The 22,299-nt window shown below is 38.1% G+C and carries 16 protein-coding genes and 1 other annotated feature; of the genes, 12 read left to right on the top strand and 4 right to left on the bottom strand.

The window, feature by feature from the left end; genetic code table 11:
* Positions 1 to 6 precede the first annotated feature (6 nt).
* The 4 genes from G7Y65_RS00505 (at position 7) to prfB (ending at position 6,469) form a co-directional block, all read left to right on the top strand.
* Positions 7 to 1,119 carry a PIN/TRAM domain-containing protein gene (locus G7Y65_RS00505; protein ID WP_042491695.1) on the top strand — a complete coding sequence of 371 codons (1,113 nt, stop codon included), beginning with the start codon at positions 7 to 9 and terminating at the stop codon, positions 1,117 to 1,119.
* 123 nt (positions 1,120 to 1,242) lie between these two features.
* A complete protein-coding gene (gltX, locus tag G7Y65_RS00500; protein ID WP_137600428.1) occupies positions 1,243 to 2,739 on the top strand; it encodes a glutamate--tRNA ligase in 1,497 nt (498 codons plus the stop codon).
* Positions 2,740 to 2,897: 158 nt separating this feature from the next.
* Entirely contained in the window at positions 2,898 to 5,267 is a 2,370-nt protein-coding gene (gene secA / locus G7Y65_RS00495; RefSeq protein ID WP_042491691.1) for a preprotein translocase subunit SecA, read from the top strand.
* A gap of 86 nt (positions 5,268 to 5,353) precedes the next feature.
* On the top strand, positions 5,354 to 6,469 hold the full coding sequence (gene prfB / locus G7Y65_RS00490) for a peptide chain release factor 2 (protein ID WP_042491689.1): 1,116 nt from the start codon (positions 5,354 to 5,356) through the stop codon (positions 6,467 to 6,469).
* Positions 6,470 to 6,563: 94 nt separating this feature from the next.
* On the opposite strand, the gene femX is transcribed toward prfB, so the two are convergent.
* Entirely contained in the window at positions 6,564 to 7,583 is a 1,020-nt protein-coding gene (gene femX / locus G7Y65_RS00485) for a UDP-N-acetylmuramoylpentapeptide-lysine N(6)-alanyltransferase (RefSeq protein ID WP_042491686.1), read from the bottom strand.
* A 94-nt stretch (positions 7,584 to 7,677) separates the two neighbouring features.
* Between femX and G7Y65_RS00480 the strand changes: the two genes are divergently transcribed.
* The 3 genes from G7Y65_RS00480 (at position 7,678) to G7Y65_RS00470 (ending at position 10,201) form a co-directional block, all read left to right on the top strand.
* Complete coding sequence (locus G7Y65_RS00480) at positions 7,678 to 8,448, top strand: TrmH family RNA methyltransferase (RefSeq protein ID WP_165314474.1); 771 nt, start codon at positions 7,678 to 7,680, stop codon at positions 8,446 to 8,448.
* Positions 8,449 to 8,489: 41 nt separating this feature from the next.
* The gene (locus G7Y65_RS00475; RefSeq protein WP_042491682.1) at positions 8,490 to 8,972 is read left to right on the top strand and encodes an HD domain-containing protein; all 483 of its coding nucleotides are present in this window, start codon (positions 8,490 to 8,492) and stop codon (positions 8,970 to 8,972) included.
* 275 nt (positions 8,973 to 9,247) lie between these two features.
* Entirely contained in the window at positions 9,248 to 10,201 is a 954-nt protein-coding gene (locus G7Y65_RS00470) for a GRP family sugar transporter (RefSeq protein ID WP_042491681.1), read from the top strand.
* A gap of 70 nt (positions 10,202 to 10,271) precedes the next feature.
* Here the strand turns inward: G7Y65_RS00470 and G7Y65_RS00465 are convergent, their stop codons facing one another.
* Positions 10,272 to 11,480: an MFS transporter gene (locus G7Y65_RS00465; RefSeq protein WP_141926900.1), complete on the bottom strand. Its 1,209-nt coding sequence runs from the start codon at positions 11,478 to 11,480 to the stop codon at positions 10,272 to 10,274.
* A gap of 159 nt (positions 11,481 to 11,639) precedes the next feature.
* On the opposite strand from G7Y65_RS00465, the gene G7Y65_RS00460 reads away from it, so the two are divergent.
* From G7Y65_RS00460 to recQ, 5 genes are all read left to right on the top strand, one after another.
* A complete protein-coding gene (locus G7Y65_RS00460; protein ID WP_042491679.1) occupies positions 11,640 to 11,993 on the top strand; it encodes a winged helix-turn-helix transcriptional regulator in 354 nt (117 codons plus the stop codon).
* A gap of 37 nt (positions 11,994 to 12,030) precedes the next feature.
* Positions 12,031 to 12,233: a binding site (T-box leader), on the top strand.
* A 59-nt stretch (positions 12,234 to 12,292) separates the two neighbouring features.
* Positions 12,293 to 13,333 carry a phenylalanine--tRNA ligase subunit alpha gene (pheS, locus tag G7Y65_RS00455; RefSeq protein WP_042491678.1) on the top strand — a complete coding sequence of 347 codons (1,041 nt, stop codon included), beginning with the start codon at positions 12,293 to 12,295 and terminating at the stop codon, positions 13,331 to 13,333.
* A gap of 6 nt (positions 13,334 to 13,339) precedes the next feature.
* Positions 13,340 to 15,763: a phenylalanine--tRNA ligase subunit beta gene (gene pheT, locus G7Y65_RS00450; protein WP_165314473.1), complete on the top strand. Its 2,424-nt coding sequence runs from the start codon at positions 13,340 to 13,342 to the stop codon at positions 15,761 to 15,763.
* A gap of 113 nt (positions 15,764 to 15,876) precedes the next feature.
* Positions 15,877 to 17,028, top strand: coding sequence for an endolytic transglycosylase MltG (gene mltG / locus G7Y65_RS00445; RefSeq protein ID WP_165314472.1), 1,152 nt, complete (start codon positions 15,877 to 15,879; stop codon positions 17,026 to 17,028).
* Between the two features lie 151 nt (positions 17,029 to 17,179).
* A complete protein-coding gene (gene recQ / locus G7Y65_RS00440; RefSeq protein WP_042491673.1) occupies positions 17,180 to 19,000 on the top strand; it encodes a DNA helicase RecQ in 1,821 nt (606 codons plus the stop codon).
* Positions 19,001 to 19,056: 56 nt separating this feature from the next.
* On the opposite strand, the gene greA is transcribed toward recQ, so the two are convergent.
* A complete protein-coding gene (gene greA, locus G7Y65_RS00435; protein ID WP_042491672.1) occupies positions 19,057 to 19,542 on the bottom strand; it encodes a transcription elongation factor GreA in 486 nt (161 codons plus the stop codon).
* 113 nt (positions 19,543 to 19,655) lie between these two features.
* Entirely contained in the window at positions 19,656 to 22,298 is a 2,643-nt protein-coding gene (locus tag G7Y65_RS00430; RefSeq protein ID WP_165314471.1) for a YfhO family protein, read from the bottom strand.
* Position 22,299: the final 1 nt, after the last annotated feature.

Genomic DNA, 22,299 nt, shown 5'->3' with positions numbered 1-22,299 from the left:
TAGGTTATGTTACGGAAACGAATCATTCAAAGTATTTTCATTTTAGCTGGTGGTGCAATTGCACTAACGTTAATGCCAGTAATTTGGGATATTTTAGATTTAACGAAATATGTATGGATTAATAACGTTATTTTTGATTTTATTTTTGGTGCTATTATTTTTTATTTGTTGAGTTTTGTGTTATGGCGTCCAGTTGATCGTACACTTCATCGAATTGAAACCTATTTGAACAAACAATCACCATTGTTATTATTGATTGGCTCATTGTCAACTTTAATTGGCTTGGTCATTGCCGTTGTTATCACAGTACCTTTGCAAAACATGGATAATTTCTTTTTAAGTGCTGTTGTCCCTGTCATTGTGATGGCATTATTGGGGTATCTTGGTTATAAATTGGGAACAACGCGAATTGATGAATGGCGGAAGTTGATTCCAACAGTTTTGACAAGTCGTACAAAGAAAATACGCCCACAAAATGATGGTGAACAAGGTGATGTTTTAACTGAAACTGAAGCAAATTATCATCATTATAAAATATTAGATACAAATATTTTAATCGATGGTCGAATTGTAGATTTAGTAAAGACTGGCTTTGTTGAAGGGACGTTGTTAGTACCAAATTTTGTGTTGTACGAATTGCAATACATTGCTGATGCTGGCGAGTCATTGAAGCGTGTTCGCGGTCGTCGTGGTTTGGATGTTTTAAATGAACTTCGCGAAAAAAATTATGTGCCTTTAGAAATGTGGGAAGGTGATTATGAAGATATTAGCGAAGTTGATGAAAAATTAATTCGCTTAGCTGAAGAAACAAATGGGACTTTAGTTACGAATGACTATAATTTGAACAAAGTCACAAAGTTTCAAAATGTTAAGGTTTTGAATATTAACGAGTTAGCTGGTGCGCTACGTCCACGTGTTGTTGTTGGTGATCATTTATCTGTTTTATTGGTTAAAAATGGTACTGAGCGTCAGCAAGCCGTTGGTTATTTAGATGATGGGACAATGGTTGTTGCCGAAGAAGGTCGGCAGCACTTGCAAGAAACAGTGACAGTAGAAGTGACATCAGCTCTGCAGACTGATGCTGGTCGCATGATTTTTGGGACTGTTATTGCTAATTAACTGATATTTAAAAAAATAATGACTTATTCAGAGTAACACATTGAAACACACGCCAAAGCGCGGTATATTAGTAACCGATGTATTATTATAGAACTATAAGATAAAAGAGGAGTGTCGATTAGCATGGCTGAGACTACCGAAAAGAAAATTCGTGTGCGTTACGCACCGTCACCGACTGGACATTTACATATTGGGAATGCCCGTACTGCATTATTTAACTGGTTATTTGCCCGTCATCACAAGGGTGAATTTATTATCCGTATTGAAGATACTGATCAAACTCGTAATATTGCCGACGGTGAAAAGTCACAGTTGGACAATCTAGCATGGTTGGGATTGGACTGGGATGAGTCACCCGCTAATCCTGGACAATACGGTCCTTATCGACAATCTGAGCGTTTGTCAATTTATAAGCCATTGATTCAAGACTTGTTGGATCGTGGTTTGGCTTACCGTTCATTTAAAACTTCAGAAGAATTAGCTGCTGAGCGTGAAGCACAAGTTGCTGCTAAGCAAGCACCACATTATGTATATGAATATGCAGATATGTCTGAAGAAGAAATTGCAGCCTTCCAAGCAGATGCACTTGCTAAGGGGATGCCTTATGTTGTTCGTTTCCGTGTCCCTGAAAATAAGGATTATGCATGGGATGATATTGTAAAAGGCCACATCGAAATTAATTCATCAACTGTTGGTGGTGATTGGGTTATTCAAAAAGCTGATGGTATGCCAACGTATAACTTTGCTGTAGTTGTTGATGACCACATGATGGAAATTTCTCATGTTTTGCGTGGGGATGACCATGTGTCAAACACCCCTAAGCAATTGATGATATATGATGCCTTTGATTGGGAAGCACCAATCTTTGGACATATGACTTTGATTATTAACGCTGATACAGGTAAAAAATTATCAAAACGTGATGAAACGGTTTTGCAATTTATCGAACAATACCGCGCATTGGGTTACTTACCTGAAGCTTTGTTAAACTTTATTGTTTTGTTGGGATGGTCACCGGTTGGTGAAAAAGAAATCTTTAACAAGAAGCAATTGGTAAAGCTATTTGATGAAGCACGTCTATCAAAATCACCAGCTAAGTTTGATAATAAAAAGCTAGAATGGGTTAATAACCAATGGATTAAGACAGCTGACCAAAACATGGTCTTTGATAAATTAATTGAACAATTAGTTTATTCAGATGTTGTTAAGCCAGAAGAATTAACGGCAGAAAAGATGCAATGGTTACGTTCAGTGATGAACGTTTATATGGACGGTGTATCATTTACTGCCCAAATCGTGCCACTTATAAAGCCAGTATTCTTTGAAATGCCAGCAGCAAGTGATATTCCTGATTCAGCAAAGGAATGGATGAACGCTGATAATGTTACTGCTATGTTGAACTTGTTTATTGAAAAGATTGAAAAGATGCCAATCTTTACAGCGACAGCCGTTTTGAAGGCTATCCGTGAAATTCAATCTGAGTTGGATGTTAAGGGTCGTGCCTTATGGAATCCATTGCGTATTGCAACAACACGTGAAGAACAAGGTCCTAATTTAGGTGAACTACTTGAACTACTTGGACGTGAGCAAACATTAGCAAACATTCGTGAATTCTTGTAATAAAAATTAAGAGATGATGCCCTGACGATGATGTATGGGCATCGTCTCTTTTATTTTATGTGACTATACCTGTTACATATGCCTAGCAGTATGTTAGAATGATACTTAGTATAATTAGCGTAAAAAGCTAATAATGACCGATGAGAGGGAAGATATAAATGGCTAATCCATTACGTAAAATTATTGAAAGTGATAAAGGAACATTACGTCGTTTGGGTCATGTGGCCGATAAAGTAGAAGCATATGCCGACGAAATGTCAGCTTTATCTGATGAAGAACTACAAGCAAAAACACCATATTTCCGTGAATTATTAAAAAAGGGTAGCACCTTAGACGACATTTTACCAGAAGCCTTTGCAGTTGTACGTGAGGGAGCAAAGCGTGTCTTAGGTTTGTATCCGTTCCGGGTACAAATTATGGGATCAACAGTATTGCATGGTGGTAATATTGCTGAAATGAAAACTGGTGAAGGTAAAACTTTGACGGCAACAATGGCCGTTTATTTAAATGCTTTGCCTCAAAAAGGTGTTCATGTTGTGACGGTTAATGAATACCTATCACAACGAGATGGTGAAGAAATGGGTCAGTTATATAAATGGTTAGGCTTAACTGTTGGTATTAATTTGACTGAATTATCCCCTGACGAAAAGCGCCAAGCTTATTTGGATGATATTACCTATACAACTAATTCAGAAATTGGATTTGATTATTTACGTGATAACATGGTTGCACGTAAGGAAGACCGTGTACAACGTGGCTTGAATTTTGCGCTAGTTGATGAAACTGATTCAATTCTAATTGATGAGGCACGTACACCATTGATTATTTCTGGTGCACCTGCTCAAACTAGTACACAGTTGTACATCCGTGCTGATCGATTTGCAAAATCATTAGTTGAGGATGTGGATTTTAAGGTTGATCATGAATCGAAATCTGTTTTGCTAAACGATAAGGGAATTGCCAAAGGTGAAAAGTACTTTAACTTAGATAACCTTTATGGACCTGGTAATTCAGCTTTGACTCACCACATTGATCAAGCACTGCGTGCAAATTACACCATGTTTAACAACAAAGATTATGTTGTGCGTGATGGAGAAGTAGTATTGGTTGATGCTTTTTCAGGACGTATTCAAGAGGGTCGTCGTTTTTCTGATGGTCTTCACCAAGCGCTTGAAGCGAAAGAACAAGTGCAAATTCAAGAAGATAATCGTGCCATGGCTTCAATTACGTACCAAAACTTGTTCCGTCAATATAATAAGTTGTCTGGTATGACTGGTACAGCTAAAACTGAAGCTGACGAATTCCGTGAAATTTATAATATGGAAATCACGACCATCCCAACTAACAAGCCCATTCAACGTGTTGACGAACCGGATTTGTTGTATCCAAACTTGAAGTCAAAGTTTAACGCAGTATTGCAGCTTGTAACGGAATTACATAAAAAAGGACAGCCAATTTTGATTGGTACTGTGGCAGTTGAAACATCTGAATTGCTTGCACAATTGTTAGATAATGCAGGTATTCCGCATAATGTGTTGAATGCTAAAAACCACGCTCGGGAAGCTGAAATCATTGCGAATGCTGGTCAACGTGGTGCTGTAACCATTGCAACGAACATGGCTGGTCGTGGAACCGATATTAAGCTTGGCCCTGGGGTTACTGATCTTGGTGGATTGGCTGTTATTGGTACAGAACGTCATGAGTCACGGCGAATTGATAATCAATTACGTGGTCGTGCGGGTCGACAAGGTGATGCCGGTTATTCACAATTCTTCTTATCATTAGAAGATGATTTGATGATTCGTTTTGGTGGTGAACGGATTAAGACATTGATGGAAAGCATGAATATGGGTGATGAAGATGCCGTTATTCGTAATGGCTTGATTACACGGTCAGTAGAATCAGCACAAAAACGTGTTGAAGGGAATAACTATGATTCACGTAAACATGTTTTGCAATATGACGATGTGATGTCTCAACAGCGTAATGCCTTTTATAGGGATCGTAACCATGTGATCGATGAAGAAAAATCATTACGTGATGTGTTGTTGCCAATGGTTGAACGAACGATTAATCGAGTTGTTCAAAATCAAACTAAGGGTAAGCCAAAGGATTGGGACTTAGCAGCATTGGTTGATTTTGCACAATCAACGATTGTACCAGTTGACTCAATTTCGGTTGATGATTTGTTAGATAAGAAAACGCCTCAAGCGATTGCAGACGAAATTTATCGTCGTGCCAAGTTGATGTACGACCAAAAGTTACATGATCTTGGGGATGATGAAGAGCGCTTATTGCAATTTACACGGGTTGTGATTCTACGTGTTGTTGATGCTCAGTGGACTGATCATATGGAAGCTATGAACCAACTACGTGACTCCATACAACTGCGTGGTTATGGACAATTGAACCCATTGATTGAATATCAAAATGAAGGCTTTAGAATGTTTAATGATATGATTTCAGGCGTTGAATATGATGTGACGCGTCTATTTATGAAATCGGAAATTCGTCAAAATGTTCGGTAAATAATATATATTATTTAATAATGTATTGATTGAGGTTGGGATAATTATCTCAACCTCAATTTTTAAATATGATTGGAGGAGCAGGCATGGAAATTGCTGAAGCACGACATAAATTAGCAGAAATGAGCGCAGAAATTGAAAAATTTGGTGAATCACTAGATTTGGATGCTTTAAATGATGAAATTGCGGCTAATGAAGCTAAAATGATTGCGCCAGATTTTTGGCAAGATAACATTGCAGCACAAAAAATAATTGATGAAAATAATGTCTTAAAAGGACGGCGAGATGATTATTTAAAATTAACAGATAGTGTTGAAAATGTTGAGACGGCAATAGAATTGTTGAATGATACTTTTGATGAAGATATGGCTCAAGAAATGGTTGCTGATTTGAATCAGTTGACAGAAGATTTATTAGCTTATCGATTAGCACAACTGTTAAATGAACCATATGATAAAAATAATGCCATCCTAGAGATTCATCCTGGTTCTGGTGGAACGGAATCAGCTGACTGGGGTGCCAATTTGCAACGTATGTATACACGTTGGGCAGAACGACACGGCTTTAAAGTTGATATTATGGATTATCACCCAGGCGATGTGGCGGGAGTGGACTCGGTGACCTTGAAAATTAGTGGTCATAATGCATATGGTTATTTACGTTCAGAACGTGGCGTTCACCGATTTGTTCGTATTTCACCATTTGATTCTGCTGGTCGACGACATACATCATTCGTATCAATTGATGTCATGCCGGAATTAGATGATTCAGTTGACATTGATATTAACCCAGCAGATGTCAAGATGGATGTTTATCGCGCTTCTGGAGCAGGTGGTCAGCATATTAATAAAACTTCTTCAGCAGTGCGCTTAACACACATGCCAACAGGGATTGTTGTCGCATCACAACAACAACGCTCGCAGTTCCAAAATAAAGATACGGCATATGCCATGTTGCGTGCTAAGCTATATCAGTTAGAAATGGATAAAAAAGAGCAAGAACGGGCAGCCATTGCCGGTGATCAATTGGAAAATGGTTGGGGATCACAAATTCGTTCGTATGTTTTCCAACCATACCGAATGGTTAAAGATCATCGTGATAATTTTGAATCAGGAAACCCACAAGGTGTGATGGATGGCGATTTAGATCCTTTTATGAATGCGTATTTACGTTGGCGATTAGCTGAACAAAACCCTGAATAAAAGCGGCAGTGTTAAGTATTAATCTTTTAGAAATATGTTAAAAATAGCACATCACCATAAATTTGGTGATGTGCTATTTTTTTGGTTAAGCGATTTATTTACGAACTAATGTTGTATAGGCGCTCTCATCCAATACGAAATCAATTTCGCCAATGTATTCACGTGGATCAGCTTTAATAAAAGTATGTTTAAAGACATAAAGACCATCGTCTGTTGATTGTGAGGCAATTCCACCCATGTCATACAAGGCGACACCAGCGTCCAATGCCCATTGAATCATGGCTGTTTGCACGGCATAAGGTGCGTAATAAGTAGGACCATCATTTGATCCGGCATACATATACCAAATCTTACGACCATATTTAAACCCAATCCCAGTCGAAAGTAGTTCACCTTCACGCTCGGCCATGTAGATGCGCATTATACCATTTTCACCACCAAAAGTAGTTAGCATACGTTCAAAATAATCTTTTGGTCGATATGTAATACCATGACGATTAGCCATGTTTACATAGGTCTCATAAAAAGCATCTAGTGCAGCCGCATCGCTACCGTAGCGAACGGTTACACCATCACGCATTGGTCGCTTTAGCTTCGATTTTGTTTTTGAGGGGTATAAATCAAAGGTTTCTTTTGCATCAGGCTTAGTCGTTAAATCTAACACCATATTTAAGCGGGGTTGAATTGTCGCGTGCATTCCCTCATCGGCAACATTGCGATTACGAGTTTGAAAACCATGTGTCTGCAGTGCGGCATTTAATTCGTCTGAATAGGCAACTTCTGGATCCATGCGTAGGACATAAGCATCGTCATCAGCAAGTGCTTTTTTAGCTTCAACCATTAATTGATCTAATAAGTCTAAGTCAGTAATATCCATAACAGGACCTTTGGCCGCATAGGCGAATTTTTTACCTAATTTTGTTTGCGTTAACAGCATTGAAATGGCAGCAATAATCTGACCGGTTTCATCGGTCACGTAAGCATAGCGAGGTTCCCAATTATTTTTAACTTGTGCCCAACCAAGGTCTTGATTAACCTGTCCGTATGGTGAGTTTTGTACAAATGACTCATATTTTTTGACAGCAGCCGTGTCATTTAAATCTAAAACTGGCATGTTATCCTTCTTTCTTTAGCAACAAAATGTGATTTAAAACCCACAATAAATTATATCATAAGCAATCGGCTTCGTTTTAGCGTATAATGGGTTTATGGAAATTATAAAATCAGTAAAAAATAGCCGTGTTAAAACATGGCAAAAGCTACAAACGAAAAAAGGCCGTCAAGCTAGTCAAACATATTTACTTGACGGTTGGCATTTAGTACAAGAAGCAATTAATCATGAGGGTAAATTACATGCACTTATGGGTACAGCTGAACAATTGGCAGAACATCAGGAGGAATTGCCATTAGGAGTACCTGTATTTGAAATTACCGATGAAATTGCTAAGAAGCTATCTGACTTGGTTACCCCACAAGGTATCTTTGCAGAGGTTTCATTACCAACAGCAACACGTGAACCACAGTTTATTCACGATGGTGCTTGGTTATTCTTAGATGGTATTCAAGACCCTGGTAACGTTGGGACAATGGTTAGAACTGCTGATGCAGCAGGCTTTGCTGGTGTTGTTTTTGGTCAAGGATCAGTTAATCCCTACTCACCTAAAGCGTTACGGGCGATGCAAGGGTCACAATTTCACTTGGTCACAACGACCGGGGATTTGGCAAAATGGACAGCATCATTTACGCAAAACGGTATGAATGTTTATGGTACACAGTTAGACCCACAAGCTGCAGATGTCTTTACGATACCTGCGCAAACGCAATTTGCGTTGATTATGGGGAATGAAGGACAGGGGATGCAACCAGAATTAGCTGGTATGACGACGCAAAACCTCTATATTCCAATTACTGGTCAAGCAGAATCTTTGAATGTTGCCGTTGCTGCTGGAGTAGCAATGTTCTCATTAAAGGCTCGTTAAAGTTTGATTAGGTAATCTATACTTATGCGAGGGGGAACGCTATGGTATTAGACTGGGAAAAAGATAAAGTATATAAAGATATCGTAAAAGATTTGTTATCACATCCACAGGTACAAGAAATGGCTAACTATACGCAGCATCACCATTCGGATCGATTAACACATTGTATTACGGTGTCTTATGTTAGTTATAAACTAGCATTGCGCTTTGGACTTAATGCAACAGCGGTTGCTCGTGCGGGTGTCTTACACGATTTGTTTTTCTATGATTGGCGTGAAACCAAGTTTGAGTTGGGTTCACATGCATTTATCCATCCACGAGTAGCATTGCGTAATGCAGAGAAAATTACGCACCTATCACCAATGGAAAAGGATATCATTTTGAAACATATGTGGGGCGCTACTAGTGAATTACCACATTATCGTGAGAGTTTATTAGTTGATTTAGTTGATGATTATTTAGCAGTAGCTGAATTTTTCTCGCCGGCTTCAGCACGCATGAAGCGACTATTTCATACAAACTAACAAAAATCGAAGCGAATTGTGTCTTAAATTAGATGCAATTCGTTTTTTTATGGCTATAAAATATAAATTTAACAATTGGATTAAATAACGGTGATAAAAGATAGCGTTTAAATACTGACGCTGCTGATAATGCTTGATTTACAGCGCTTTTTTGCAGATATCATATGCCAAAATCTAATATTTATACTTGTGCAATCGTTTTCAATGTTGTATTCTCTCTTATGAAAGAATTTTTATATTTTTTGATTATATTTTTGATTGTGGAGGAAAGAAAAATGTCGATTTTAATCGCTTTAGTTCCTGCTCTGGCCTGGGGGTCGGTTGGTATTGTAACCACCAAAGCTGGTGGAACCGCTGCTCAAGGTATTATGGGAATGACAATTGGTGCCCTAATTTTAGGATTTGGGACATTATTTGCATTTGTTATTCCAAATGCTGGGGTAGACTACGCTTTTAATTCAAGAATTTGGCTTGTTGGTTTCTTATCAGGATTGGTTTGGGCTATTGGTCAAGTCGGTCAATTAATTGGATTTAAGAAGTTAGGGGTATCAATTGGTAACCCATTATCAACTTCTGGTCAAATTGTTGGTAATGCTTTAATGGCTGCAGCTGTTCTTGGTGAATGGCATACAGGTCGGATGTGGTTCTTTGGAATCTTATCAATTGCATTAGTAACGATTGGTGCTTTATTCACAACAGTACGTGATACAAATGCACCAAAAGATTTGAATCCAGAACGTGATTTTAAGGGAGGGGTTACAGCTGTAATCGTTTCAACGCTTGGATTCATGGCCTACTTTGTTATTCCTAATTTGTTGAACAAGTGGGGCTATATTTCTGATGCCATGCACAACCAAAACAATGGTTTGGACTACATGACAGCAATTGTGGCACCCCAATCACTTGGTCAAATTTTGGGAGCTATCTTAATTGTCATCTTCTTCTTTAAAGAAACTGGTGATATGTTTAAGTCAGGTACTTGGCGTCAAGTAATTACTGGTTTGGTTTGGGCACTTGGAAATGTCTTTATGTTCATTTCAACTGGTAACCCAGATGTTGGTCAAGCAACAGCAACGACCTTATCACAAACAGGTATTATTGTTGGAACGTTTGGGGCTATCTTCATCTTGAAAGAGAAGAAAACAAAGCGTCAAATGGGCTTCATTATTGTCGGTGCAATTATGGTTGTTATTGGAGCTATTTTGATTTCTAAATTAGCAGAACTTTAATTTAAGATAAAAATAAATACCAGTCGTTATTGAGATAAATCAATAACGACTGGTATTTTATTGTATAAAATTAAGCTGAAACTTTACGTCCATGAATAAAGTAATAAAGTCCGATACCGATAACAGCAATAATTGCCATCATGATAAATAGATTTTGATAGCCTAATATTGGTTGAATAAAGCCAATGATTGAAGGACCAAAGCCTAATGAAAATTCGTAACAGATAAAGTAAGTAGCTGTTGTTTGCGTTAGGCGATCAGCTGGAACCATTTGGGTGGTGGTTGACTGAACAGCCGATTGGAAGTTACCAAATCCAAATCCAATAAAGATGGCAGCCAGTAACATCATCCAACCACTTGACATTAGCGCCAAAAATACAAGACCAATGGCTAAAATAATCAAAGCGGGATAAACAACATAATTTTCGTTTTTACTATCCATTAAACGACCAACAACTGGTCGTGAAATCAAAACAGCAAAGGCATAAACCAAAAAGAAATATGAGGCAAATGTGGTTAGGTTCAAATCACTTGCATAAAAATCAAGTTCGGATTGAATCGCAGCATAACCGAAAGTTACAAAACCAAGAGTTAAAGAAATACCTAATACTTTAGGTTCAATCAAAGTTTGCCAGCTAAATTTTTGGGTTGTAGGGGTTGCTTTAATAACGACCTTTTTGGGATCAATTAGAAATGAGGCGATTAAAGCAATAATGCCAATAATAAATTCACTCCAAAATAGTACGGCATATGAAGCGTGTTGCTCAATTAGTAAAGCAAAGAACGGACCAAAAGCAGTACCTAGAATTGTTGCTAATGAGAAATAAGCAATTCCTTCAGCACGACGAGTAGTGGGGATAACATTTACGACAGCTGTGTTTGTGACAGTTCCAGTTAATCCAACAGCAAGTCCTTGAATAAACCGTATCAGTAACAAAACACCAATGCCACCATGATATTGATAGGCTAACAAAGTAGGTACTAAGATAATCATGCTTATAATGGTTAAGTTTTTAGCGCTGAATTTGGCAGTCATGATTCCAGCTCCAAAACGCGCTACCATCGTACCAATAATCGTCATACCAGTAATTAGGCCGGCCATCGTTGTACTAACATGGTATGTGTTGACAGCGTAAGGACCAATAATGACAAAGAGACTATAGAAGGTCATCATACTAAGAATTTGAATAATAAATAATTGAATAAAAGTCGCATTTAAAATACGACTGGATTTTTGTGTTAACGTAGGCTGATACCTGTCTTTCCTAAAAAATGTCATAAATAAGTATACACCTTATGTCAACTTTAGCTTTCGTTGTGCTGCTTATAACGTTATAATAAAAGTAATGTACTAAAAGTTATTTCGTGCATTTTTTGTAAGTAAAGCATAAAATGGTTATACGATAAAAGAAATTTAGTTAATGAAGGAGAAAAACATATGACAGTAGCAACTGAAAAAATAGCTGGTGATATGTCTGAGAATAAATTGTGTGATAAATTTGTCGCAACTTTTGAAATTTTGGGGCGCAAGTGGAACGGCATGATTATTGAAACGTTATTGGTTAATGGCCCACGACGTTTTAAAGATTTAGCAGAATCTGTTTCTAAATGTTCAGATCGTGTTTTGGTTGAACGTCTAAAAGAGTTAGAAGCCGCTGACATTATTGAACGTCGTACATATTCTGATTCAGCATTGATTGAATATGCATTGACACCACGTGGTGAATCAATGCGTGACATGATGGCTGCAATCCATGAATGGTCAGATAAGTGGCAAACAATTAATAAATAGAAACTTGAAAATACAAGTTAAAGTTTGTACAATAGAGCAAGAAACAATGAATGACCTAGTATGTGTTTTTCAATGGATTAGCGAGCAGGAGTTGGTGAAAGCCTGCCTTTGGAAACATAGAATTTCAGTCAGGAGTTCATCAGTTAAACATTGATGCGGTTTATCACCGTTAATAGATAACCGAGGGTAGTCTTTTGACTACTAAAATTGGGTGGTACCACGTTAATGAGCGTCCCTTCGATAGTAATATCGAAGGGGCTTTTTATTTATAATAGTTTATAAGTATAAGGAGAATGAATATGAGTTTACAAGATGAGCTCACGACACTACGTGATGAAGCATTAGGTCAAATTAATGATTCAGCAGATGTTAAGACATTAAATCAAGTTCGTGTGCACTGGTTAGGGAAAAAAGGTCCGCTAACTGAAGTGTTACGCGGTATGAAGAATTTAACACCACAAGAGCGTCCAGTTGTTGGGGCACTTGCTAATGAAGTTCGTGATGCACTAACAGTAGCTATTGCAGAACGCCAAGAGCATTTGGAAGCAATTGCCTTGGATGCACAATTGGCAGCAGAAACGATTGATGTGACATTACCAGGTCGTGCTGTTAAACAAGGACAGCCGCATGTGCTACAACAAATTATTGAAAATCTTGAAGATCAATTTATGGGAATGGGTTTTCAAGTTATTGAAGGACCTGAAGTTGAAGAAGATCAATATAATTTTGAACGTATGAATTTACCAAAGGATCACCCTGCTCGTGATATGCAAGATACCTTTTATATCACACCTGATATTTTGATGCGTACGCAAACGTCACCCGTACAAGCCCGGACTATGGAAGCCCATGATTTTAGCAAAGGCCCATTAAAGATGGTTTCACCAGGTCGGGTATACCGTCGTGACACTGATGATGCGACTCATTCACATCAATTCCATCAAATGGAAGGGTTAGTTATTGATAAGCACATTACAATGGGTGATTTAAAGGGTGTTTTGCTAGCAGTTGCGCATAATTTATTCGGTGAAGCCCATGATATTCGACTAAGGCCTTCATACTTCCCATTTACGGAACCATCAGTTGAGGTTGATATTTCATGGAACGCAGTCACACCTGATATGAATCCGGAAGATATTGAATGGATTGAAGTATTAGGGGCCGGTATGGTGCACCCAAATGTATTGCGTAAATCAGGCATTGACCCTGAAGTCTATGGCGGTTTTGCCTTTGGCTTGGGGCCTGATCGTTTTGCAATGCTTAAGTATGGCGTTGAGGATATTCGTAACTTCTACTTAAATGATGTACGTTTCTTAACCCAATTTGATCAGAAAGGATAAGACAAAATGAAAGTTTCAGTAAATTGGTTACGCGATTATTTGCCAATTGAATTGCCAGCAGCGCAATTATCAGAAAAAATTTCTCGTACGGCTGTAGAAGTGGAAGGGTTATACCAACCAAAAGGCAACATGAAAAAAGTTGTGATTGCTAAAGTCTTGTCTGTAGTGCCACATCCTGATTCAGATCATATGGTAATTACCCAACTTGATGCTGGTGAAGATGAGCCAATTCAAGTTGTAACGGGGGCACCTAATGTTGCTGAAGGTCAAATGGTTGTATTAGCTAAACACGGATCTGTTATTGGTGACAATAAAAAAATTCGTAAAGGTAAGCTACGTGGTGAACAATCTAACGGTATGTTAGCAGCACTACAAGAAATTGGTTTTGATGATAAGATTGCACCAAAAGATTTTGAAAATGGTATCTGGGTATTTAATGATGTTGATGCAGCACAATTACAACCCGGTGAAGATGCTTTAAAGGTTTTGGGCCTTGATGATGACATTTTGGAAACTGGGATTACGCCAAATCGTGCAGATCTATTTTCAATGAATGGGACCGCTTTTGAAGTGGCTGCTATTTTATCTGAGGAGCCAACATTACCAACGTTTGACTTGCATGAAGTTGATGAAAAAACTAGTGATGTTATCAGCGCAACAGCACCAACAGAACTAGCTTCAAAGTATGCTGTCCGCGTTGTTAAGAATGTTGAGGTTAAGGATTCACCATTATGGTTGCAACGTCGTTTGTGGACGATGGGGATTCGTCCAATTTCAAATATTGTTGATATCACAAATTACATGTTGTTGATGTATGGTCAACCAATGCATGCCTTTGACTTAAATGCGCTACCATCATCAGAAGTGCATGTACGTCATGCCCACGATCAAGAGCAAATTAAAACTTTGGATGGTGTTGAGCGAGAAGCGTCAGCTGAAGATATTGTGATTGCATCAGGGGATGAGGCCTTAATGTTTGCTGGTGTTATGGGTGGTGAATCTACTGAAGTAACAGGAAAAACGACAGACATTGTTTTGGAAGGGGCTATTTTTAATCCTAAGTCAATTCGCCACACAGCACGTGACCAAAACTTGCACTCAGAGGCGTCAATGCGCTTTGAGCGCGGTGTAAATGTCGAAGATACCTTTATCGCTTTGGATCATGCAGCTGCTTTAGTGGCTGAACTAGCTGGTGGACAAGTAACAGCTGGTCGTGTTGTTGCGCAAGATTTTGCTTACAAGGCACCAGTTGTTAGCGTCAGTGTGGACTATGTTAACCATGTGTTGGGAACAACAATTACCAGTGATGAAATTGCAGCCATCTTTGACCGTTTATTCTTTGATTATGAAGTCAATGATGGTATCTTTTCAGTAACCATACCAGCCCGTCGTTGGGACATAACGATTGCAGCTGATTTGATCGAGGAAATTGCTCGTTTGTATGGTTATGATAATTTACCAACTACCTTACCAACGGGTGAAACAACTCCTGGTAAGTTGACTGCACAACAACGTTTGGTACGTGCTAGCCGTCATACTTTGGAAGGTCTAGGGCTTAACCAAGCCATTTCATATGTATTGACAACACCACAAAAGGCAAATCGTTTTGCGTTACACGATGGTCAACCAGTGCAATTGGATTATCCAATGTCACAAGACCGTCAACAAACGCGTAGTAGTTTATTGACTAGTTTGTTAGATGACGTTGCTTATAATAAAGCACGTAGGCAAACGGATGTTGCCTTGTATGAGCAAGGACGTGTTTTTGTTTCAGATGGTGATTTAACAAAGCAACCAAAAGAAATTGAACATTTAGCTGGTGTTATCACAGGCAATGTGACAAACCGTACTTGGGCAGAACGAGCACAAGCAGCTGACTTCTATACAATTAAAGGTATCGTGGAACAATTGTTAACAAATTATGGCTTTGCTGATGATGTTGCTTTTGTTGTTAATACAGTGCGTGAGGATATGCATCCAGGACGCACCGCAGATATCTATGTTGGTAATGTATTGATTGGCTTTGTTGGTCAGATTCATCCATTAACAGCAAAAGAGTATCGTATCAATGAAACTTTTGCCTTTGAATTAGATTTGTCAGCGATTATTGATTTGCCTAAAGTCACTGGTCGTTATGAAGCTATTTCACGTTACCCAGCAGTTTCACGTGATTTGGCCATTTTGGTTAATCGCGATATACCAGCGGCACAAATTGAATTGGCTATTAAACAAGCTGGTGGTAAGCACTTGCATGATATTGTCATTTTTGATGTTTATACTGGTGAAAATATGCCAAGTGACATGAAGTCAATTGCTGTTGGATTAACTTTTGTGAATGCAGAGCAAACGATGCTTGATGATGAAACAAGTCAAAAAGTTGACCACATTGCTAGTGCTTTAGCTGAGCAGTTTGGTGCCGAAATACGTTAAGATATAATTAAGCGCTTTTTAAATAGTCACTATTACTGATATAATTATCGTAATGGCGACTATTTTTGTTGTCGTCATTATTGGTAAAAAAGATATATTTAGGAGAAATTATTATGAATAACGGTAATCACAGGCGACGTAAAAAGCGTAGCCGTCGTGGTACTAGCCGAGTTATCGTGATTATTACCATTCTATTAGCAATTATTGTTGGTGGCGTGAGTTTTGTGATCCATTATCAAGATAGCCGTGATTATTCTGCATTAAATACACAGGATAAGAAGAGTAAGCAAGTTAAAATTAAAGCGGGTGCCGATACAGACGAAATTGCAGATAAATTAGATAAGGCCAAGTTATTGCGCTCAAAGAGTGCTTTTACACATTATGTGTCTGCTAATAATATTTCTAATTTAAAGTCAGGTTATTACCTATTTGCACCATCTGACACAGTTGCTGAAATTGTTAAAACTTTGCAAAGTGGTGGTGCTTCGTCGCCATTAAATAATCAAGAGACCGTTACCGTACGTGAGGGTGAAACGATTGATGACATTGCAACTGAAGTTAACAATAAAACGAAATTTACGAAAGCTGAATTTTTAAAGGCGGTGAATGACAAAGCCTTCTTTAACCGTTTAAAGGATGCTTATCCTGGTTTATTAGATTCAGAAGCTTCAAGTGCACAAGCCAAAGACATTCGTTATCATCTAGAAGGATATCTATACCCAGCCACTTATAATTGGAAAGATGCTAACAACGTTCGCGAGTTAGTGAACCAAATGGTTGCGCAATCTTACATTCAGTTAAAGGACCGTTTTAAGAGCATTAAAGACTCTGGTTTGACAGTTCACGAAATGTTAACTGTTGCTTCGCTTGTTGAACGTGAAGGTGTTGATCAAACAAGTCGTCAAACAATTGCAGGTGTCTTTTTGAATCGTATTGATGATAAGATGCCATTACAATCTGATGTCGCAACAAAATATGCGATGAAGACAAAGAAAACAAACTTGACTAATAAGGATGTACAAAGTAAGAACCCTTACAATTTGTATCGTTATTCAGGATTTGGACCAGGGCCATTTAATAACCCATCATTAGAAGCTATTGATGCTGTTTTGAACCCAATTGATCGTGATAAGCACTATCTTTACTTCGTTGCTAATTTAAAGACGGGTAAGGTTTATTATTCTGCTAATTATGATGAGCATTTGGGCAAGACTGATGATGTACAAGATACCAATGATGCCGTTGGTAATGCCGATAATAACTAAAGTAATTGCGGCTAATCGAGCAGTTAATCGTCAAGTCAAAATAAGCAGCAAGGTGCCAATTATGATATCGGTAGCTTGCTGCTTTTAAAATGTAAATTTGATGGTAAAATTCTTTGAATTCATTTTTACTGAATAAGTATATGGAGGAAATATGCAATCAGCACTAGAAACATTGCAACAAACTTTTGGTTATGATGCCTTTCGTGAAGGGCAGGAAGAGATCATTGATGCTGTGTTGGCAGGTGAACGCACCTTAGGTATTATGCCTACAGGTGGTGGGAAATCACTGACTTATCAAATTCCAGCATTAATGTTACCGGGCATAACAGTTGTGATATCACCTCTGATTTCATTAATGAAAAATCAAGTTGATGAATTAATTGCTAATGGCATTGATGCCGTTACATTAAATTCAACACAAGATGATGACGCATATCGTCATGCAATGAATCATTTATTAAATGGCCAGGCAAAATTATTATATTTAGCACCAGAGAGGTTGAAGAGTGAAGGTACTTATGCATTATTAAATCGATTAGATATTTCTTTGGTTGTCATTGATGAGGTACATGTGCTGTCGCAATGGGGACATGATTTTCGGCCTAGTTATCTAGAAGCGGTGCATCTGATTAATAATTTAATGTCAGCACCGCGCGTTATGGCACTAACTGCAACGGCAACAAAACGTGTGCAGGATGACTTAGAAAAAAGGTTGGCAATTGAGCATAGTGTGCGTACCAGTGTTGTTCGTGATAATTTAACAATTCGTCTTGAAACAGGTTTGAAAAAGCGTGATAAAGATGCTTATGTGTATCGCTATTTAAAAAAACATACAGAAGATGCAGGTATTATTTATGTCCCTACACGGAAACTGGTAACAAGTATTACAGAGGACCTGGTGGGACAAGGGTTATCAGTTGTTGGTTACCATGCAGGGATGTCGGATGAGGAACGTGCCACGGCACAAGATGATTTTTTGTTTGATCGTGCAAATGTTGTTGTCGCAACCAATGCCTTTGGAATGGGAATTAACAAATCAAATGTCCGCTTTGTCATTCATTATAGTATCCCGGGATCAATTGAAGCGTATTATCAAGAAATTGGGCGTGCTGGTCGTGATGGCTTGCCATCAGAAGCTATTTTATTGTATTCGGCAGCCGATTTACAAACGCAACGATTTTTTATTGAAAATAGTGATAATCAAACTGATGAATATCAACGATTACAAAAGAAAAAATTACAAGAAATGGCCAATTATGGGGCAACTACGGTTTGTTTGCAACAATATATTACGCGTTATTTTGGTGAAGAGACCCTACCTTGTGGCCATTGTACCAATTGTTTAGATACACGAGCAGTAACGGATATTACCACAAATGCTCAAAAGGTGTTAAGTCATGTGGTGCGGATGCGTAACTCACGTCAAAATAAAGATGCTTTTGGGAAAATGGTGACAGCTGAAACGCTGAGAGGACGGGTGCCGGATAAGTTTAACTGGGCACATTTTGAAAAGTTACCAACGTTTGGACTAATGCAAGGCATACCACGAGTACGAATTGCTGCATTAATTGATTTTTTGCTAGCATCTGGTTATTTACAAGTGACGGGTGAGTATCGGGGACTAACAGTGTCGAAGACAGGGTTGCAAGTTTTGCACGGCGATATTAAAGTTATGCAACGAGAAGCAACGCTAGTTTCAGATGACCGCATAACTGCTGAATCACCATTAACACAAGAAGACTTAAATGAAGATGAGCAACAATTGTTTAAGCGATTACGTGAGTGGCGTTTAGCATTATCAAAAAAGACTGAAGTGCCATCATTTATTATCTTTAATGATCGTACTTTGGTTGCATTGGCGCGCCAAAAGCCCACAACAATGGCAGAATTGTTAACTGTATCAGGAATTGGTCAAGCAAAAGCTGATAAATATGGGCAAGAAGTTTTGCAAGTGATAACAAAAGTGAAATAATAGAAAAAAGCTAGCTACGGATAATATCCGCAGCTAGCTTTTTAACTAGGTGTTGATTAAGCCACTTCAACTGAAATAATTTCAACTGCCATGTCAAAACCATTTGGCAAAGTAACGGTAACGCGTTCGCCAACTTTGTGACCAATTAAGGCAGCAGCAATTGGTGATTCATTTGAAATTTTACCCTCTGAAGGATTAGCTTCAACAGCACCAACGATACTGTAAGTTTCAGGATCTTCATCAGGTAGTTCCTTAAAAGTAACCTTTTTACCGACAGCAACTTCATCAACAGCAATTTCTGATGAATCAATGATTTCAGCATTGTCCAACATATTTTGCAAAGTTTTGATACGTCCTTCAACAAAAGCTTGTTCATCCTTTGCAGACGCATATTCAGAATTTTCTGATAAATCACCAAAACTACGAGCTAATTGAATACGACCAGTAATTTCAGAACGCGTTTCTGTGATAAGTGTGTTTAATTCCTCTTCGATTTTGGCTTTTCCTTCGAGAGTCATTGGAAATGTTTTTTCTTCAGCCATGACGTGTTCTCCTGTAAATATAATGAATTTTTATTAAGACTAATGGTTATCCCCAAAGTTTCAAGATTTACATTACCACGCAGAATTGCGGGTGTAAAGTGATTTGAGGTGTTTTAAGACAAAGAATGTTTTCTTTTCTTATTTTCAGACCATGCTATTCCAGTAATCAATAGTATCATACCTAATGAAATAATGGCGCTAATTTTGAAAAAGGGTGTTTTAAATTTAAAAATCACTTCATGATGACCAGTTGTTAAGGGCACGCCAATAAAGAAATTACCGATTGTAATCGTCTTAACTTTTTTACCATCAACGATGACTTCCCAACCAGGTGAAGCTGGAATTGTTGTCATCATGAGATCATCCTTATTTGGAATCGTAATATCACCAATAATTTTAGTTGGTGATTGTTTTGTGATTTCATAAGGGTGCTGTTGTAATTGTTTTGCTTGTTTTGTGAGTCGCGTAGCATGACCTTGATATAAGGAAACGTTTTGCAACCAAACGTCTTTTTTCTTAAGCGAGAACGTTAATTCTTGCGGTTGTCCTTTTGTATAAGCAGGCAACGGCAAGATGATTGTATGACGATGACTTGGCACAACAGGTAATGATTGACCATTTAATTGAATGTCGACATTATCACTCGTAACCGCATTACCTAACGTTAGATAATAAGGATTATTTGACGTTGGTGTATAAGTTAAGGACAAACTAGCACTTGCATTAGTGTTTTGCTTTTTCAAAAAAGCACCTGTGATCGTTGTCGGTGCAATGACATTATTAGCACTAGATTTAGAAAAGTTTACACTTTCAAAAATAGGTTGCTGTTTGTAACCGTTTAATCCTTCCCAAAGAACATTTTGATTACGAAGTGGATCATTTTCTTTAAAAGTAATGTTACGTACATTAGAACTTGCAGCAAAACCTAACGGTAAAGCATTCGCATTATGCGATAGGATAGTCTGATTAGTTTGTTTGATTGATTTGTAATAACCGTTGGTATCTGAACGTGAATAAGTTTGCATATTTGTTGGTGTACCACTAACGTTAGGCTCATTGCCAGTTGGCTGCAAGAGATAACGCATCCCCAATAATGAGTCAGATAATAGTGTGCCACTTGTGTAAGCAATATAATTGTCACCTTCAGGTTGACCAAGGGCGGCCATGATATCACTTTGTTGATGTTCTAATGCTGAACTGAAAGTAGAAGCCCCGTTATAACCACCTTGAAGCGGATCACCTTTGGTTCGCTGGAACGACTGAGCAACACGATAAAAATCATGATCGCTTTTGGGTAAATTTTTGGTGATTTGATTTAAACTACGAATATAAGTTTGGTATTCGGTATTCGTCAAATAACTAAAATTATTAAGCGTCATAACAGTGCTTAATGTCATTTCTCCAATAACAAGTACAGTGACGAGAGGTAACCATAGACGTGTTTTCATCGATGTGAGATGTAATAATAATAAGGCTAAAAAGAACCCGCTGCCCATATAAAGCTGTGTATCGGTCAAAAAATTTAATGCATCCAAACGCGTGGTTAGATACAAGATGACGCCACCAGCACAAATTAGGAGTGAGAAAAATTGGCGCCAAGAAAGCCGTAATGCAGGTGACCATATTGAACCAACTAACCATAAAATCCAGAAACTAAAGACGTATGAAAAACGATAAGGATACCAAACTGGAAATTGGAATCCATGCCACAATAAATTTAAAGGCGCATACATCATAGAAACAACTAAGATAGTCGTAATCACAAATGCGGTGAGTCGCGTCTGCCACCGAATATATTTATAAGTAAAGAAAAACCACAAGATAATAATTGGGAGACTACCAATAAAAATATTTGGTAATCCCGTCGGCATTTGATCAAAATTGAAAGTCCCTAAAAATAGTTTACCCAGGATGTCAGCTGGCTGATAATCAAACTTCCAATTCAGATTATCAAGCATATGTTGTCCTTTACTATTCATCAACGTAAAGGCAGTGGGTAACCAAACAATTATTGCCAATCCAATACTAGTGAGGCCACCAGTAATAAAACGGCGGGTCATGATGAGGCGCTCTTTAAGGGAGTATGCCTGCCAAGTTAAGCGCCAAATGAAATAGAGGATTAGGAAAATGCCAATCATATAAGCCATATAATAGTTAACGATAATAATGACAGTTAATGCCAATATAAAGGCCCAGGCTTTTTGATGGGTGAGATAGTATTCTAACCCAACAACGATTAAGGGCAATAAAATAGCAGCATCTAACCAAAGAATATTTAAGTCATTAGCGACAAACCAACCCATCATCGCATAGGTGATGGCAAACCAAGGTAAACGCCAACCCGTTTGCCAATGTGCTTTGCGTAAAGCAAACGCAAAACTCCAGCCGGCTAAGCCATATTTTAAAACAGTTAAGAATAAAATGGCGGCCGGTAAATGCACATTTGAAAAAGGTAATAATAAAAAGTTGGTCGGACTTAGCAAGTAGTAAGCCCAATCACCATATGTTTCACCACCAAGACCTTTCGCAAAATCATAGAAAATCCGCAAAGGATCGTGAAGGATAGTTTGACGAAAACCAGCATAAAAATCAATATATTGTTGTCCCAAATCAACAGTTAAAATAGAACTTGGACCAAATGGTGCCATGTGGCGACAAGCAAAGTAAATTAACATGATTAACGCAGGTAATAGGAAACTAATCCATAAAGCTTTAGTTGAAGATCGCCATTTAAGGGGATTAAAGGTTTTAGACATA

It is taken from the genome of Weissella sagaensis, from assembly GCF_010306265.1.
Classification (GTDB): domain Bacteria; phylum Bacillota; class Bacilli; order Lactobacillales; family Lactobacillaceae; genus Weissella; species Weissella sagaensis.
This window is presented reverse-complemented; position numbering and strand designations above follow the sequence as displayed.